Source organism: Chitinophaga arvensicola (genome assembly GCF_900110835.1).
Taxonomy (GTDB): domain Bacteria; phylum Bacteroidota; class Bacteroidia; order Chitinophagales; family Chitinophagaceae; genus Chitinophaga; species Chitinophaga arvensicola.
Map to the genome: position 1 here is coordinate 3,208,996 of NZ_FOJG01000001.1, position 16,482 is coordinate 3,225,477.

The following is a 16,482-nucleotide window of genomic DNA, read 5'->3' on the forward strand; positions in this document are numbered from 1 at the left end:
AACATTGAGTTCATATAGCCTTTATACTTTGTGGTGCAATTCGCTACCATTATATGCCAGTTCAAGTACAACCCGCTGTTTCGTTATGGCTTCAGGGTGATGACCCTGCCTTTAAAGTGGTGTTTGATCATTACTACCCCCGTTTGCACAGGTATGCGATCCGTTACCTGAAAAATGAAGTATGGGCGGAGGATACCGCTATGGAGGTGCTGGCAAAGGTATGGGAGAAGAAAGCCATTATTACTGCGGCAACTTTTGAAAACTATCTTTTTACCATTGCCCGTAATCAGGTGATCAATCTCTGGAAGAAGAGAATAGAAGTGGTGGTGTCTTATGATACGCTGGAAGACAGTGGCCTCGAAGACGCTACCACCGACCCTTTGCTCACAAAAGAACTGGAAGCCGTATATCAGCAAAGTATTGCGGTATTGCCACAGCAACGGCAAACCATTTACCGGATGCACCGTAATGAGAAGCTGAGTTATAAAGAAATCGCCGATATTCTCCATATTTCGCCGAAAACCGTTGAAAACCAGATGGGCGCTGCCCTGAAACACTTACGCGCCGCCATGATGCAATACCTTACTTCTGTCATTTTATAATAGGCTATCTTTGAAGAGGTAGCTGTATTTATGCTGGAAAAACTACGGGAACATATTGAAAAGATCGTACCGCTGACAGACGGGGAGTTTGCCTTTGTCAGTGATCACTTCACCGTGCAGCAACATAAAAAGCGCGCGTTCTTGATTGAGGAAGGAAAAAGCGTGAAGTATACTTATTTCGTTATCTCCGGGTTGTTGATGCTGGTACATAACGACGACCAGGGAAAGCAACACATTGCCGCCTTTGCGATGGAAGACTGGTGGGAAAGTGATTTCCTCGCCTTTTACACACAAACCAAAGCCACCATGTCGCTGCAATGCCTGGAAGACACGGAAGTGGCCTGCCTTTCGCTGGAGGGCTACGATAAGCTATGCGCAGGGCTTCCTAAAATGGAACATTTTTTCCTTAAAAAAGCGAATGGAGGGCATATTGCATCGCAACAGCGCATCTTATCATTCTTAACCTCCAACGCGAAAGACCGTTGCGAACAACTGCTGAAACGTTATCCTTCCCTGTTTCAGCGGGTACCTAAAACGTTACTGGCATCTTACCTGGGTGTTTCCCGGGAAACCCTCAGCCGGATCTGGCGTTCTTCCTGATGTAATAATTGTGATGTTTGTCACACAAAAAAAGTGTGACTGTACCCACCTTTGCAGGGTACAAATTTTTATTCACGGTTGTGCCGGTCGTGTGCAATCAAAAAATAACAACAGATGGAAACAAGAGTGATCAATCCCTGGCAATGGCAGGATCAGCGGAGCTATGTGCAGGCAGTAGAAGTAAAACAGGCAGCGGGCACCCTGTATTGTTCGGGTCAGGCGGCAGTGCATGCCGATGGACAATCCAGTAATGCCGATATGAAAACCCAGATCCTTCTGGCGCTGCAAAACCTGGAACAGGTAATCAGTGAGGCGGGATACGAATCCAGGAATATTGTGAGGTTAACTATTTATACCACTTCTTCCGCAGAATTTTTTAGTCACTTTGATATTGTACGGGAGTGGGTGGCGAAGCATGGTTGTAAGCAGGCGCTCACTTTGCTGGAAGTGAATGCACTTTTTGAAACGCTGTGTGTAGAATTTGAAGCGACGGTAGTGAAGTGATATAGTTAAGTAATCTGTATAACAAGGCCCGGCATTATTGCCGGGCCTTGTTATATTAAGGAATTGTTACCGATAGGGGTTTGTAGTTGTTGGCTGGTATACGTAAATAGAAAGACAACACATGCAGCGTAAACAAGTAGACAGGGAGTTATTGCAGCGTTACCTTGATGGGGCCTGTTCACCGGCAGAAATGCGGGAAGTGAGGCAGTACCTGCAGGGGGAAGACCACCGGGAAAGCCTGGAAGATTTTATGGCGGCCGATTGGCAACAGATTGCCGCAGGAATGGAACCACCGGCTACCCAGGCGGATTATGAACGTTTCCTGCGATTAACTGGAACGCCTGTACGCAAAGTGGGGGTGTTGCGCCGTATGTGGTGGGCAGCCGCAGCAGCGGTGTTGATCGCCGTGGCATCGGTGGCGTGGTGGCAGCAGCAGCATACGCGGGCGCTACTGGCTACCAATCAGATATTACAGGCGCCCGCCGGTAAAACCACACTCATTCATCTGCCGGATAGTTCACTGATCTACCTGGGACCGGGTAGCAGTCTTACTTACAATAAAGGCTATAATATCAATAACCGTGACCTGTATCTCAACGGGGAAGCCTATTTCGTGGTGGCACACGGTGGCAGGCATCCTTTCAGTGTGCACACCGGAAAGCTGACTACAGTGGATATCGGTACTGCCTTTAATATCCGTCATATGCCCGGAGGCAGTGGTACAGATGTTACCGTAGCAGAAGGTAAGGTAGCGGTGCATTACCAGCAGCAGGAAATCCCGTTGCAGAAAGAAGAGCGGTTACATTTTGAGACCGCCACCGGATTGCTCAGCAAAGAAACTGTGCGGCCGGGAGAAGCTATTGGTGGCTGGCGTCAGGGCATCCTGGTATTCCGGCACATGACCCTGAAAGAAATTATGGCGGATCTGGAACGGCAGTATGGTACCGTGATCCGTTTTACTTCACCGGAGATGGAGGAGATCAGTATCACCACTACTTTACCGGGCGTATCCCTGGATACCGCGCTTGATATTATCTGCGAAACGGCCGGTGTTCATTATATCCAACAAAATAAGGTCATCTATATAAAATAAAAAACCGCCCTGGAAGGGGCGGAATTATTTGAACATTTACGCTGCTGCCGATGGAATGCGACTCCCGGGCAGCCTTCAATAAAAACCAAATAATATTAAAAGTATGGAAAAAAAACGAAGCTACCGCTTTAATGGCACTCCTATGCTTATCAGCTGGAGATGGTTGTGCTGCCTATTGTTGCTTGCAGGGAACATGCTCTTTGCACAGGACAACACCAAAAACATTTCGCTGAAACTGGATAATGCCACTATTGAACAGGCCTGTGCGGCAGTTGAAAAGGCCGCAGGGGTTAATTTTACTTATAAAGACAGTAATATTAAACTGTATAAAGACCCTGTTACCCTGAATGTACGTGGAGCATCGCTCACGGATGTCCTCAACCGGATATTCACCAACAGTCCGCTGAACTGGACGCTGAAAGGAAAGATGATCTTCCTGACCGAAAATCCTGCTTACCGCAAAGCGGATAACAGCAACGCGCAGCCGGTTGCACTATCTACCGTGAACACAGAACTGAAAGGTGTGGTAGTAGTGGGCTATGGCAAGCAGTCACGCAAAGTGCTGACCAGCTCCATCACCACGGTACAAAGCAATGATTTTAACAAGGGGAGTTTTAACAGTCCTGCTCAATTGCTGCAGGGAAAGGTAGCGGGTCTTAACATCACCCGCTCCAGCGATCCTAACGGAGCGCCGAGCATCAGCCTGAGAGGGCCGTCTACTCTGCGTACCGGTGCAGCACAGGAGCCGTTCTACGTGATCGATGGTGTGCCTGGTGCAGATGTACGTTTGGTAGCGCCTGATGATATTGCGACTTTTGATGTGCTGAAAGATGCTTCTGCCACTGCGATCTATGGTACCCGTGCGGCCAATGGCGTGATCATCATCACTACGAAGAAAGGCAGTGAAGGTCAGTTGCAGATTAACTATAACACCTATTTCTCCACGGAAAATATTGCCCGGAAAATAAAGATGATGAATGCCGATGAGCTGAATGCATACCTGGCAAAAAACAATCTTGCCCAGGATCCTTCGGATAAGCAGGGCGCTAATACCGACTGGCAAAAGGAAGTAAGTCGCACGGCCTTGTCGCAGAACCACCATCTTTCCCTCGGTGGTTCCGCCAAAGGGACCAGCTACAATGCTTCCGTGAACTATTTCGACAACAACGGTATCCTTAAAGGCACCAGTTTGAAACGCCTGATTGGTCGTGCCAATATTGAACAGAAAGCATTTGATGATCATCTTCGTTTAGGCGTATCATTGGGTACAACCAACAGCACGTCTGATGTAATTCCTGATCAGCCGATCGTATTGTATAATATGCTCCGCTACCTGCCCACGGTGCCTGTAAAACAACCTGATGGCTCATTTACAGAGAATTTACAGCGTGTACAGTACTACAACCCGGTATCGCTGATGCAGAATGCGTGGGAGAAAGATGAAAGCAAAGTGAATATGCTGAATGCTACGGCGCAGGTGCTGTTGCCTTTCGGATTTAAATACGATCTGAGCGTTACTTCGCAGACAGAGCAGGTGACCAGCGGCAGTTATTTCACGAGTAATTACACCCTGAAAACAGGTTACAACGGGGAAGCGATCCGTTCTTCCTACCAGAACACCAAGAAGATCCTGGAAACATTCCTGACTTATGATAAACAACTGGGCGCCCATAATGTGAATGTGCTGGCGGGTTACAGCTGGCAGGAAGATGTGAACGGCGATGGATTCCGCGCCAATAACCGGAACTTCGCGTCGGACGATCTCGGCTATACGAATATCGGATTGGGAAATCCTGCCGGTAATTTCAGAACCGACTGGGGTGATAATCTGTATCAGAAACTCCGGTTGATCTCCTTTTATGGCCGTGCAAAATATAGCTATAAAAACAAGTACCTGATGCAGGCCTCCCTGAGAAGGGACGCGTCTTCTGCGTTCGGTGTCAACAACCGCTGGGCTACGTTTCCTTCTGTGTCTGTTGCATGGCGCCTGATAGAAGAATCGTTTATGAAAGAACAGCAACTGTTCAGCGATCTTAAATTACGTGTAGGCTATGGCGTTACTGGTAATTCTCTCGGCTTTAACCCTATGATCAGTAAAGTGCGTTACAGCGCTACCGATGCGTTTCAATACCAGGGCGTATGGATGAATGCTATCGGTCCTGCACAGAATGATAACCCGGACCTGAAATGGGAGAAAACCGCCATGCTCAACGTAGGATTGGATTTCTCGCTGTTCAAAGGGCGCCTGAATGCCACTGCAGAATACTATGATAAGAAAACTACCGATCTGATCTGGTATTACCCGGTGTCCACTACCCAATACGCCAAGAATACCTATACGGCCAACGTAGGAGAGATCAGCAATAAAGGCTATGAAATTACCGTAGATGCGTCGCCGGTAGTGACCAGTAATTTTAAATGGAACACCTCCATTAACTTCACGCACAATGAAAACAAGCTGGTATCCTTATCCAACAGTCGTTTCAAGCTGGATTCCATTTTCCAGATGGAGCCAGGCGGACAGGGACAAACCGGTTCTATGGTGCAGATCCTGAAATCGGGCTACCCGGTTGGACAGTTTTTTACCGCTAAATATGCAGGCAAAGACGCCAACGGCGTATCACAGTTTTATACCCGTGATGGCAAGCTGACGGCCAGTCCGCAGAACTTCCGTGATTTCTTCTACGCCGGTAATGCACAACCTAAATTCCTGATCGGCTGGAGCAACAGCGTTTCCTGGAAGAAATTTGACGCCAGCATCTTCCTGAGAAGTTCCATAGGCGGTAAGGTAATGAATGCCACCCTGGCTGATCTGAACCGTCCGAATGATGTACGCAGTTACAATCTCCCGGTATTCTCTTCCAACGAATCACCGGCAGACGGAGGCGCTTACAAATACTCTGACCGCTACATTGAGGATGCTTCCTATCTGCGTATCGACAACCTGACACTGGGTTACAACTTTGGCCAGATTATTAAAGGCATCCGCTCATTACGTGTATACGTGTCCGGTAATAACCTGGCTGTGCTTACCGGTTACCGTGGTATTGATCCGGAAGTATCGCTGGGTGGCTTAACACCCGGTATTGATAACAAATCGTACTATCCCCGTACCCGTGCCTTTTTGTTTGGTTTGAATGTTTCTTTTTAATCACCGCTGATATAACTGCTCTGACATGAAATCTTTACTTCACTATATTTTATTGCCCATTTGCGCTATCAGTCTGCTGGGCGCCTGCACAAAAATTGATGTGCCGGTGGAGAATGAACTGACACCGGAAAATTTCCCGGTAAACGATAAACAATTTATTGCGGCTATCGGTCCTGCCTATACGCAGTTCCGCACCAGCTATGCCACCTCTTTCTGGCAGCTGCAAACGCTGAGTACAGATGAAGCTATCCTGCCCAGCAGGGCCGGCGGCTGGTATGATGGCGGCCGTTACCAGCAGATGCATTATCATAACTGGACACCCGATAATCCTATTGTAGGCGATAGCTGGAACTGGGGTTTTACCACCATCAGTACCTGCAACCGCATCCTGACCAACTACGCTGCCGCAGCCACCAACGATACCCGCAAACGTGCCCTGGCGGAAGTACGCGCACTGAGAGCGATCGCATTTTATTTTATGCTGGATAACTTTGGTAAAATACCGGTATCTACTACCTTCGGATCAGCAGAGCTGCCCGTGCAGAAAACCAGCCAGGAAGTATTTACATTTATAGAAAACGAAATAAAGGCCACCCTGCCGCTGCTCAGTGATGCCAATGATGTGAATACCTATGGCCGTCCGAATAAGTACACCGCATTTGCATTGCTGGCCAAACTATATCTTAATGCTGCCCGCTACAACGGGCAGGATCGTAATGCCGATGTAGTAGCGGTTTGCGATAGTATTATTACTTCCCGCAAGTTTAACCTGGAAGATAATTATGCGAAAATGTTTTATCCTGACAACGACTGGAAAGTAAAGGAATTCATTTTTGCCATTCCTTATGATCAGGCAGTGGCCAAAGGCGCACAGTTTTCCTGGATGTCGCTGCATCCTGCACTGCAGGCAAAGTATGGCTTGTCCTACCGCCTGAGTAATCCCGTGAGCACCATTCCGGAATACTATGCACAGTTCAGTTTACCGGGTGATGTACGCAACGATATCTGGCTGACCGGTAAACAGTTTGATTTTAATAACAATCCCATCATCATAAAAACCACCAAAAAAGGACTGGATAATACCTATACAGGCGCAGATGGTAACACGCCCGTTGATTTCCAGCTCACCTTTACGCCCAACGTTACCCTGGTGGGAGTAGAAGCTTTCGAAGTAGGTGGAGATGAACTTGGTAAAGCCAAAGGTTTCCGGAACAATAAATACTACCCGGATGTAACCGCTACCAGCCGCGATCAGAGCAATGACGTGCCGGTATTCCGTTATGCCGATATCCTCCTCATGAAAGCAGAAGCAGAATGGCGCGGAGCAGCCGTTACCAATGGTGAAACGCCGGTGGCATTGTTTAACCAGATCAGGGGCAAGCGAAAAGCACCAGGCGTGAATACCGTAACCGGAGATGACTTTCTCCCCGAACGTGCGCGGGAGCTGAACTGGGAATGCTGGCGCAGAAATGACCTGCTGCGTTTTGGGAAATATGAAGATAAGTGGGGCTATAAAACAGATAACAACGTCAATAAACGATTATTCCCGATCCCTTCCGGTGAGCGGGTATTGAATCCTAACCTGCAACAGAATCCCGGGTACTAAACCTGCTTTTATAGGAACGCCTTTCTGACCACTCAGAAAGGCGTTCTTATTTGTATATTGCGGGTATGATAGCCATCATTCTAAAATGGATAGGGAAGATAGCGGGTGTATTATTACTCCTGTATATGGCGGTATGTATCCTCGTATATTTTATCCAGGAGCGGTTGCTTTTTTTTCCGGAGAAACTACCCGCCACATATGCTTTTCATTTCCGGGAGCCTTTCCAGGAAAAGATCATTCCTGTGGCCGATGGAACGAAACTTCATGGACTGTTATTTACTTCCCATGCCCGTAAAGGACTGATTTTTTATCTGCATGGTAATGCGGGATCACTCCGTTCCTGGGGCGAAGTAGCCGCCTCCTATACGCAGCTGGGTTATGATGTATTTATGCTGGATTACCGTGGTTATGGAAAGAGCGAAGGACATATCAGCAGTGAAGCCCGTTTTTATGACGATGTACAAACGGCGTATGACAGTCTCCGGACAAGTTATCCGGAGCCACAGATCACCGTGCTGGGATATTCGGTAGGTACCGGTGCTGCGGCCTGGCTGGCAGCGGAGAATCATCCGGCGCGACTTATACTGCAGGCGCCTTATTATAGCATGAAAGATATGGCCAGGTATTACTATCCATATCTGCCTTCTTTTTTGCTGAAATATACCTTTCCTACTTACCGGCATCTGCAACGTGTGGCCGTTCCTGTTACTATCTTTCATGGTGATCAGGATGAGGTAATTTATTATGGCTCCTCCGTGAAGTTGCAGGCTTACTTTAAGCCTGGCGACCGGTTGATTACGCTGAAAGGGCAGGGACATAACGGGATGACGGATAACCCGGTGTATATGCAGGAGGTGGCGCGGGTGCTGGAATAATAAAATAAGGATTTTTTTACTACCATATTGTGGCCATATGAACGCAAAGCGGATTTTTATTGCCTTGAAGAATCACCGGCATTTACAATGCCATCATGATTCTTATACATTGAATCTTAGCTATCAGCAAGGCATATTTAAGCTTAATACTTATATTTTTGATGGTAATGATGTTTTTGATGAAGCAAACTATACAGAAGAGTATAGTTTTGAAACAAAAGACTTTAATGAGTTTAAAAAAATAATTGACACTAAGTTTCCCGGTTTTATTGCGTCTGATATATCACAATAATGTTCACCTTTACTGCATTTTAATTACGCGGTGATCACCTTCACATTTTTCTTCTTACAAAACTTCAGGTCTGCCGGATCAGCATCGGTGATCAGGGCATTCACCAGTTCCAGTCCAGCGAAATTAAGATAGGAAGTACGACCAATTTTTCCGGCATCACATAACAGGTACGTATAATCGCTTTGCGTGGCTAACGCCATGGCGATGGCGGCTTCTTTTTCGCTGTGTGCAAATAATCCCTGTGCGCTGATACCATCAACCCCAATAAATGCTTTCCCAGCTTTATACCGCTGAATATGTTCCCCTGCTATGGTGCCATGGATGGCTTGCCTGGCGGCATCATATTCGCCGCCGATGATGTTGAGCGACACCTGGGAGTGTTGCAGCTCAAAGATCACGGGGAGGGAATTGGTGATGACTTTGATCTTTTTGTTTTTAATGTACTGGCATAAGCGGAAAACGGTGCTGCCGCAATCCATAAAGATGATGTCGCCGTCATTGATCTGTGCTGCGGCTTTTCTGCAGATTTTATCTTTTGCAGCGGCATTGGCGGCGGTTTTGTTCACAAATTCATAGGGGTTTTCCGGTTGATCTACCGGTATGGCGCCACCGTGGGTGCGATACAGGAGCCCATCGTCCGATAACTGGTTAAGGTCTCTGCGGATGGTGATCTCTGAAATATCCAGTGTAGCGGCTAATTCCCGGGTATCTACTTCCCCCTGTGCAGCCAGTAAAGCAAGGATCTTTTGTTTTCGGAGTTGGAAATTCATTTTAAATAATTAACTTGATCAAAAGTAATCAATATCGATCATAAACGATCAAATATATGAAAGCAATTAATATCCTGGATACGGTGATCCTGTCGGACAACTGGTATACGCTGAAGAAGGTAACCTATGAAGTGGTGGGGCGGGATGGTCTGGTGATACGGCAGGAACGCGAAGCATACGATCGTGGCAATGGGGCTACCATCCTGTTGTACAACAAGGAGCAGGGTACGGTTATCTTAACCCGGCAATTCCGTTTGCCTACCTATATCAATGGAAACGACACGGGTTTGCTGATAGAATGCTGCGCCGGTTTACTGGATGAGGATCATCCGGAAGAATGCATCCGCCGGGAAACCATGGAAGAAACGGGTTATGCGGTAACGGCCGTGGAGAAAGTGTTTGAGGCGTATATGTCGCCCGGCTCCGTGACGGAAATCCTGCATTTCTTTGTGGCGGCGTATTCCAGTGAAAGCAAAATGCAGGAAGGAGGCGGCCTGGAAGAAGAGCAGGAGAACATAGAAGTGCTGGAGCTGCCTTTTACAAGGGCGATGGAAATGATTGGTACACATGAGATCCGGGATGGAAAAACGATTATGTTGTTGCAGTATGCGGCGCTTCATATTTTTGTGGCCGGATAAGTATCCGGGAAGCTGTCTATCTGTCGCTGTTGATACAATAGCATTGGTGATAGGGGGCGGTATTTATAAAAGGCCATGAGGAATATCCTTATCTTTATAGATATGAACATTGCCACCTATCTTCCATCGGCTATTCTTTCTCCTTACGTGAGTGCTTTCCTGATTATTGAAAGTGCGGAGGGGATGGAGAATCGTGTGATGCCCGATACGGCAGTAGTGATGTCTTTCAGGTTCAGTGGCCAGGTAAGGGCGGAGGAGAATGAGTTATTGCCTTCGGCAGGACTGGCAGGCTTACGTAAATCTTCCCGTTTGCTGCAATATGCACCTGGTACCGGTAATGTGCTGGTGAAATTCAAGGAGGGTGGGGCGGCGGCTTTTTTTAAAGCGCCATTGCATGAATTGTTTGATACACAGCAATCGCTCGATAGCCTGTTACGGCAACAGCAAATCAGGGAAGTGGAAGAGCGGCTGTATGAAGCTGCGGATCATCTGCAACGCATTGCTATTGTAGAATCGTTCCTGATTTCCAGCCTGAGTTCCCGGGCGCCGGATCTGCTGATCCGTAGTGCGGTGGCACAGATTAAAACGGCTCACGGCGATGTAAAGATCAAGGCGTTGGCGTCAGAACACTATATCAGCCAGGATGCTTTTGAAAAACGTTTCCGGCGTCAGGTGGGTTCTACGCCCAAACAATTCTCCGCTATTGTAAGACTAAGGCATCTGCTGGATCATTGTCCGGCTGCCGATAGCCTGACAGAGGCAGCTTATGAAGCCGGTTACTACGATCAGGCGCATTTTATCAAGGATTTCCGGGCGTTTACCGGTCAATCGCCACAGGCTTTCTTTCAGCAGTCTACCTGGTGGTGAGAATGCAGCTCATAGAACCAGAGAAAGAGAAACACCCGCTGTTCTCCTGGCGGTGACGATGCTGCACATAATATCATAGAAAATACTCCCCCGCTGTAACAGCCCCTTCACCTCTTCAGAGGTAAACGTAGCCTGTTTCCAACTTCCTGTTGTAAACCTCTTCTTCCTATCTCCCGGAAAATATATTTGAAAATGAGCGTTTGCTCACTTATCTTTGTGCTTCATGCGATACAGAGACGAAAATAAGGTACAGGCCATAAGGGAATCCGCCATTGCGATGGTAGCGAAAGACGGACTCGAAAACTTTGGTATCAACCGGCTGGCAAAAGCAGCGGGTGTATCGCCGGCAACTATTTATATCTATTACAAAGACAAAGAGGATCTGCTTACCAGCATCAGTATAGAAGAGGGGCTTAAAATGACCACTGCCACGCTGAAGGGCTTCAGTTCGGACATGTCGTTTAAAGAAGGGCTATGGGTACAATGGAAAAACCGCGCAGCCTTTGCGTTGGATAATCACTTATCAGCTGAATTTTTTGAACAGCTGCGGAATTCTACCTATAAGGATAAAATGGTGGAAGCGATTTCAGATGCGTTTCAGAGTGCGATGGGCAACTATGTAAAAAATGCGATAGACAGGGGAGAGATCAACGAAATGCCGCTGGAAGTATATTGGTCTGTTGCCTTTGCTCCGCTATACTCCCTGATAAAGTTTCATAATGAAGGCCAAAGCCTTGGTGGCCGCAAATTTAAATTCTCCGAAAAGGTCATGAAGGAAACATTCGACTGTGTAATAAAAGGATTATTGAAGTAACTATTTTTTTTGTCAATTTGATAAGTGAGCGCTTGCTTATAAAACCAATAAGATGCCACACATTCTTATTTTTAAAACCAATATAGCCACTGCGGAAGACCGTTCAAAAGTAGCACCTTTGCTAAACGGTCAACCCTTTATTGAACAATGGACGGTGGATATTGAAGACGTGGATTGTGTGCTCAGGGTAGTTACCGCTGAGCCGGCGCCACAACCTATCATCGCCCTGGTCAATGCCGGTTCGTACGAATGTACAGAGCTGGAAGATTAACAACTATACAATCTCCCAAAAAAATGAAACAAACACCTGCTGCATTTTCTTCTCATCAGAAAATGATAGTTGCCCTCCTGGCACTCACACAATTTACCGTCATCCTGGATTTCATGGTGATGTCGCCATTAGGTGATATGCTCATGAAATCTATGAGCATCAAGCCGAGCCAGTTCGGACTGATCGTATCTGCTTACGCATTCAGCGCCGGTATATCCGGACTGCTCACTGCTGGTTTTGCAGACCGTTTTGATCGTAAGAAACTCCTCGTATTTTTTTACGCCGGCTTTATCCTGGGTACCCTTTGCTGCGGGCTGGCCAACACCTATTACACCATGGTGGCCGCACGTATTGTTACCGGGTTATTTGGCGGTGTAATGGGATCCATTTCCCTGGCCATCATCACCGACCTGTTCGACATTTCGCAGCGTGGCCGTGTAATGGGATTTGTACAAATGGCCTTCGGCGCCAGCCAGGTACTGGGTATTCCGATCGGGCTGTATCTCGCCAACGCATGGGGATGGGAAGCCCCTTTCTTCCTGGTAGCGGGCGTGGCGGCTGTTGTTATGGCGCTGATCATCCTGCGTCTGCAACCGGTGATTGCGCACCTCGCTGTGCAGCGCGACAGATCCGCGTTTATGCATCTCTGGCATACGGTCCGGAACCGTAATTACCGCATTGGTTTTACCGCCACTGCACTCATGTCTGTGGGAGGTTTTATGATGATGCCTTTTGGTAGCGCTTTTGCTGTCAACAATCTCCACATCACCGCCGAACAACTGCCCCTGCTGTTTATGGTAACAGGTGTAGGTTCCCTGTTTATCATGCCCGCACTCGGAAAACTGAGTGACAGGGTAGACCGGTTTAAACTCTTTACCATCGCCTCCCTGTACGCCCTGGTGATCATTGTTATTTACACACACCTGGCGCCACACCCGCTTTGGGTGATCATGTGTATGAACATTCTTATGATGGCAGGTATTATGGGCCGCATGGTGCCTTTTACCGCTCTCACTACCGGTATCCCCGACATGGCCGACAGGGGCGCTTTCATGAGTGTGAACTCTTCCCTGCAACAGATTGCCGGCGGTATCGCCGCCGTAATTGCCGGAATGATCGTGGTACAGAAAGATAAATTCAGTCCACTGGAACATTATGATACACTTGGTTGGGTGATAGTAGGACTCACCATTCCGTGTATTTATCTTGTGTACCGGGTGAGTAACATCGTAAAGGCAAAACTGGCCAAAGGCGCTGTGGTGAATCCTGCGAGTGTTGTTACAGAGGTATAATTATTGAAGAGAAGCTGGCTTGCCGGCTTCTCTTTTTTCACTGTTTTGACTATCTTTAAAAGATATAAAAACAGGCAGAAATGAAGCCATTACTTGAGGAAAAGGAACTGATATGGTCGGCTGTGGTGGCGAATGTTGCTATGAACCGTGAGAGGAATGCCAGCGGCATCAACAGTTACGAAAAGGAGTTCAGATTTATCCCCGCAGACTATCTTGAAAAGCAGATGCAAACAAACGGTCAGGCCTCCTGGCTGGATCTCTGTTGCGGGAGCGCCCGGGCACTGACGCAAACAGCGCAGGTACTGACCCAAAAAAACATACAACAACACATTACTTTAAAGGGCATTGATCTGCTGGATACCTTTCCTGCGGCAGCGGATAGTTTTTCTTGTCTTGACCTGGAAGTAGCTTCGGTGACGGACTGGAAACCGCGCCAGTCATATGATCTCGTCACATGCTCGCATGGCTTGCATTACCTCGGTGATAAGCTCAAAGTAATTGCCATGGCAGTAGCAGCACTGAATACGAAGGGATATTTTGTGGCGCATCTCGATCTCAAAAACGTATATATTAATGGCGCGCCGCAGGATGTCTTCCTGAAAAAAATATTTACACAGCACCATCTTCACTATAACGCACGTACGCGGATCATCAGTTGTACGGGGCCACAGTCGCTTATTACCGGGTTACAGTATCTCGGGGCCGACGACCAGGCAGGGCCTAATTATACCGGTCAGGGAGCCGTTAATTCCTACTATACTTTCCCTTCCTAACCACTCATCCCTCATTCCCCGCTGCTCATCACTTCCGGCCCTCCCACCGGCAATTATTTTCTATCTTGATTTCCTCAAATGCAACCTATATTCTCATGCGCCTACTTCTTGTGCCTGTACTGTTATGTATATCGACCACTATTTTTGCCCAGGACTCCACGATGTCCGTACGTGAATTGAAAAGTATCAACGTTACTTCTAAAAAGAAAACCATTGAATTCAAAGGCGACAAAATTATCTACAATGTAAGTACCAGTGTGAATGCTATGGGCAGTAATGCACTGGAATTACTGAAACAATCTCCCGGTGTAATGGTGGGCCCTTCCAACAGTATTTCCCTGAACGGAAAAGGAGGTGTAACGGTGTACATTGATGGTAAACCTTCCTACATGCAGGGCGATGCCCTGGCAGCCTTGCTTAAATCGCTGCAATCTGCCAATATCCAGAGTATTGAACTGATGCCCAATCCTTCCGGCAAATATGATGCAGCCGGCAGCGGCGGCATCATTAACATCCGCCTGAAAAAACTAACTGCCTCGGGGTATAATGGTGATATATCTGCCGGTATTCATTTCGGAGAGACGCCAAAAACAGAGGCGGCACTGAATATGAACTACCGCACGGGTAAGTTTAACCTGTACGGCAACTATAATCATTATTTCGGTCACCGGAATATGCGTTATGGCTTCGATCGTGTGCAAGCCGGGCAACTCATTGATAACCGTACCGCCGATACCGATATGCGTAATCCTGTTAATTTCAAAGCAGGCGTCGATTATAATATCAACAGCCGGCATACGCTGGGCGTAATGATGAATGCCAACCTGTATTTTGGTCCGGGACTTACGCATACACTCACGGATTTATCAGACAGCGCTACCGGTCAACTGCAATCGGTGCTGAAAGCAAAGAACGATTACTACTCCCAGAAGCAGAACTGGAAGAACTACAATTTTAATTATCAGTATAAAGATACCGCCGGCCGTACATTCACAGCTGATCTCGATTATGGCGCCTACCGTGCGAGGATTAAGAATATTCTCTACAATGCGTTCCTGAAACCTGATGGCATCACGGAAACGGACCGGTATTCGCTGCGCACGCTCAATAGCAGCGACATTAATATCTATGGTATAAAAGCAGATTATGAGCAACCCATTTCACATGGTAAACTTTACACCGGCGTAAAATGGAGTACCGTGGAAAGTGGCAACCGGGTACGGCTATACGATGTAAAGACCAGCAGTGAGGATCTCAATATCATGCGTAGCAATGATTTCCGCTACGATGAAAAAATATACGCCGCCTATCTGATGGCGGATCAGCAATGGGGACAATGGAAGTTACAGGCGGCCTTACGTGCGGAGCAAACGGATGCCGGCGGCGCCCTGAATGCAAAAAGTAAGTTCACACAACAGGATACGGTGCAACAGGTCAATAACCGCTACCTGGGCTGGTTCCCGTCTTTTAACCTTACCTGGAAACAGAATGATATCAGCAGTTTTTCTTTACTCTATAACCGTAAAATCGACCGGCCTACCTACGCTGATCTAAATCCTTTTGAATACCAGATGGATGAATTGTCGTTCTGGAAAGGAAACTCTTTTCTCCGTCCGCAGTATGCCAATAGTGTAACCGTTGGTTACAATGCCAGCGGTATACTTGCTGCCACTGTCACGTATACGCATATACGCGATATGTTTGTGTCTATCACGGATAGCATCGATGGCAACAAAATGATTATCATGCCGGAAAACGTAGGTTCGCAAAACCTGCTGTCCCTGAATGTGTCTTCGGCTTTTACACCGTTGCCCTGGTGGAATGTAACCGCCAACGCCAATTTCTTTCATAAACAGAACCGGATCGATTTTGATGCTGCCCGGGCAGTCACGCTAAGCATCAATACTGTGATGCTGAACCTGCAGCAGGTATTTGACCTCGATGCCAAAACACAGGTAGAAGTAAGCGGTTATTACCAGTCGCCCGACCTGGGCGGCGGCTACCAGCGGACCTTGTACGTATGGCAGGTAAATGTGGGCGTGCAACGCAAAGTCTGGAAGGAGAAGGGCACAGTCCGCATCGGTATCAGTGACCTGTTCCAGACATCCCGCTGGGCCAGCCTCCGGGATTTTGACGGGTTGTATTACCGCACCTACGGATCGGAAGATTCACGGCAGTTAAAGCTGGGTTTCAGCTACCGGTTCGGCAATATCAGGATGGCGAAGGAGCGGGACAGGAGTTCCGGGCTGGAAAATGAGTCCAGGAGGGTAAAATAAAAAATAGGTCAATTATAACCCGTTAGGGGTTGATTGCGACGATCTTTTAGCTTAGATT

At 47.6% G+C, this 16,482-nt stretch carries 16 protein-coding genes; 15 read left to right on the top strand and 1 reads right to left on the bottom strand.

The features are described from left to right. Positions 1 to 53 precede the first annotated feature (53 nt). The 8 genes from BMW79_RS13265 (at position 54) to BMW79_RS13300 (ending at position 8,723) form a co-directional block, all read left to right on the top strand. Entirely contained in the window at positions 54 to 602 is a 549-nt protein-coding gene (locus BMW79_RS13265) for an RNA polymerase sigma-70 factor (RefSeq protein WP_089895448.1), read from the top strand. A gap of 30 nt (positions 603 to 632) precedes the next feature. Continuing rightward, positions 633 to 1,202, top strand: coding sequence for a Crp/Fnr family transcriptional regulator (locus BMW79_RS13270; protein ID WP_089895450.1), 570 nt, complete (start codon positions 633 to 635; stop codon positions 1,200 to 1,202). Between the two features lie 114 nt (positions 1,203 to 1,316). Further along, on the top strand, positions 1,317 to 1,706 hold the full coding sequence (locus tag BMW79_RS13275) for a RidA family protein (protein WP_089895452.1): 390 nt from the start codon (positions 1,317 to 1,319) through the stop codon (positions 1,704 to 1,706). A gap of 121 nt (positions 1,707 to 1,827) precedes the next feature. Further along, entirely contained in the window at positions 1,828 to 2,799 is a 972-nt protein-coding gene (locus tag BMW79_RS13280) for a FecR domain-containing protein (protein WP_089895454.1), read from the top strand. Between the two features lie 103 nt (positions 2,800 to 2,902). Beyond that, a complete protein-coding gene (locus BMW79_RS13285; protein WP_089895457.1) occupies positions 2,903 to 5,950 on the top strand; it encodes a SusC/RagA family TonB-linked outer membrane protein in 3,048 nt (1,015 codons plus the stop codon). A gap of 25 nt (positions 5,951 to 5,975) precedes the next feature. Beyond that, positions 5,976 to 7,556, top strand: coding sequence for a RagB/SusD family nutrient uptake outer membrane protein (locus BMW79_RS13290; protein WP_089895459.1), 1,581 nt, complete (start codon positions 5,976 to 5,978; stop codon positions 7,554 to 7,556). 65 nt (positions 7,557 to 7,621) lie between these two features. Continuing rightward, the gene (locus BMW79_RS13295) at positions 7,622 to 8,431 is read left to right on the top strand and encodes an alpha/beta hydrolase (RefSeq protein WP_089896885.1); all 810 of its coding nucleotides are present in this window, start codon (positions 7,622 to 7,624) and stop codon (positions 8,429 to 8,431) included. 37 nt (positions 8,432 to 8,468) lie between these two features. Beyond that, positions 8,469 to 8,723: a hypothetical protein gene (locus BMW79_RS13300; RefSeq protein ID WP_089895460.1), complete on the top strand. Its 255-nt coding sequence runs from the start codon at positions 8,469 to 8,471 to the stop codon at positions 8,721 to 8,723. A gap of 23 nt (positions 8,724 to 8,746) precedes the next feature. Here the strand turns inward: BMW79_RS13300 and BMW79_RS13305 are convergent, their stop codons facing one another. Beyond that, the gene (locus BMW79_RS13305; RefSeq protein ID WP_089895462.1) at positions 8,747 to 9,493 is read right to left on the bottom strand and encodes a DeoR/GlpR family DNA-binding transcription regulator; all 747 of its coding nucleotides are present in this window, start codon (positions 9,491 to 9,493) and stop codon (positions 8,747 to 8,749) included. Between the two features lie 56 nt (positions 9,494 to 9,549). Between BMW79_RS13305 and nudK the strand changes: the two genes are divergently transcribed. The 7 genes from nudK to BMW79_RS13340 all read left to right on the top strand — a co-directional run bounded on the left by nudK (position 9,550) and on the right by BMW79_RS13340 (position 16,424). Continuing rightward, entirely contained in the window at positions 9,550 to 10,131 is a 582-nt protein-coding gene (gene nudK, locus BMW79_RS13310; protein ID WP_089895464.1) for a GDP-mannose pyrophosphatase NudK, read from the top strand. Positions 10,132 to 10,206: 75 nt separating this feature from the next. Beyond that, positions 10,207 to 10,998 (top strand): helix-turn-helix domain-containing protein, encoded by a 792-nt coding sequence (locus BMW79_RS13315; protein ID WP_245752480.1) that lies wholly within the window; start codon positions 10,207 to 10,209, stop codon positions 10,996 to 10,998. Between the two features lie 223 nt (positions 10,999 to 11,221). Then, a complete protein-coding gene (locus BMW79_RS13320; RefSeq protein ID WP_089895466.1) occupies positions 11,222 to 11,812 on the top strand; it encodes a TetR/AcrR family transcriptional regulator in 591 nt (196 codons plus the stop codon). Between the two features lie 52 nt (positions 11,813 to 11,864). Next, on the top strand, positions 11,865 to 12,083 hold the full coding sequence (locus tag BMW79_RS13325; RefSeq protein ID WP_089895468.1) for a hypothetical protein: 219 nt from the start codon (positions 11,865 to 11,867) through the stop codon (positions 12,081 to 12,083). Positions 12,084 to 12,106: 23 nt separating this feature from the next. After that, positions 12,107 to 13,375: an MFS transporter gene (locus BMW79_RS13330; RefSeq protein ID WP_089895469.1), complete on the top strand. Its 1,269-nt coding sequence runs from the start codon at positions 12,107 to 12,109 to the stop codon at positions 13,373 to 13,375. An 80-nt stretch (positions 13,376 to 13,455) separates the two neighbouring features. Beyond that, entirely contained in the window at positions 13,456 to 14,148 is a 693-nt protein-coding gene (locus tag BMW79_RS13335) for a class I SAM-dependent methyltransferase (protein ID WP_089895471.1), read from the top strand. Positions 14,149 to 14,243: 95 nt separating this feature from the next. Continuing rightward, positions 14,244 to 16,424: an outer membrane beta-barrel family protein gene (locus BMW79_RS13340; RefSeq protein WP_089895473.1), complete on the top strand. Its 2,181-nt coding sequence runs from the start codon at positions 14,244 to 14,246 to the stop codon at positions 16,422 to 16,424. Positions 16,425 to 16,482: the final 58 nt, after the last annotated feature.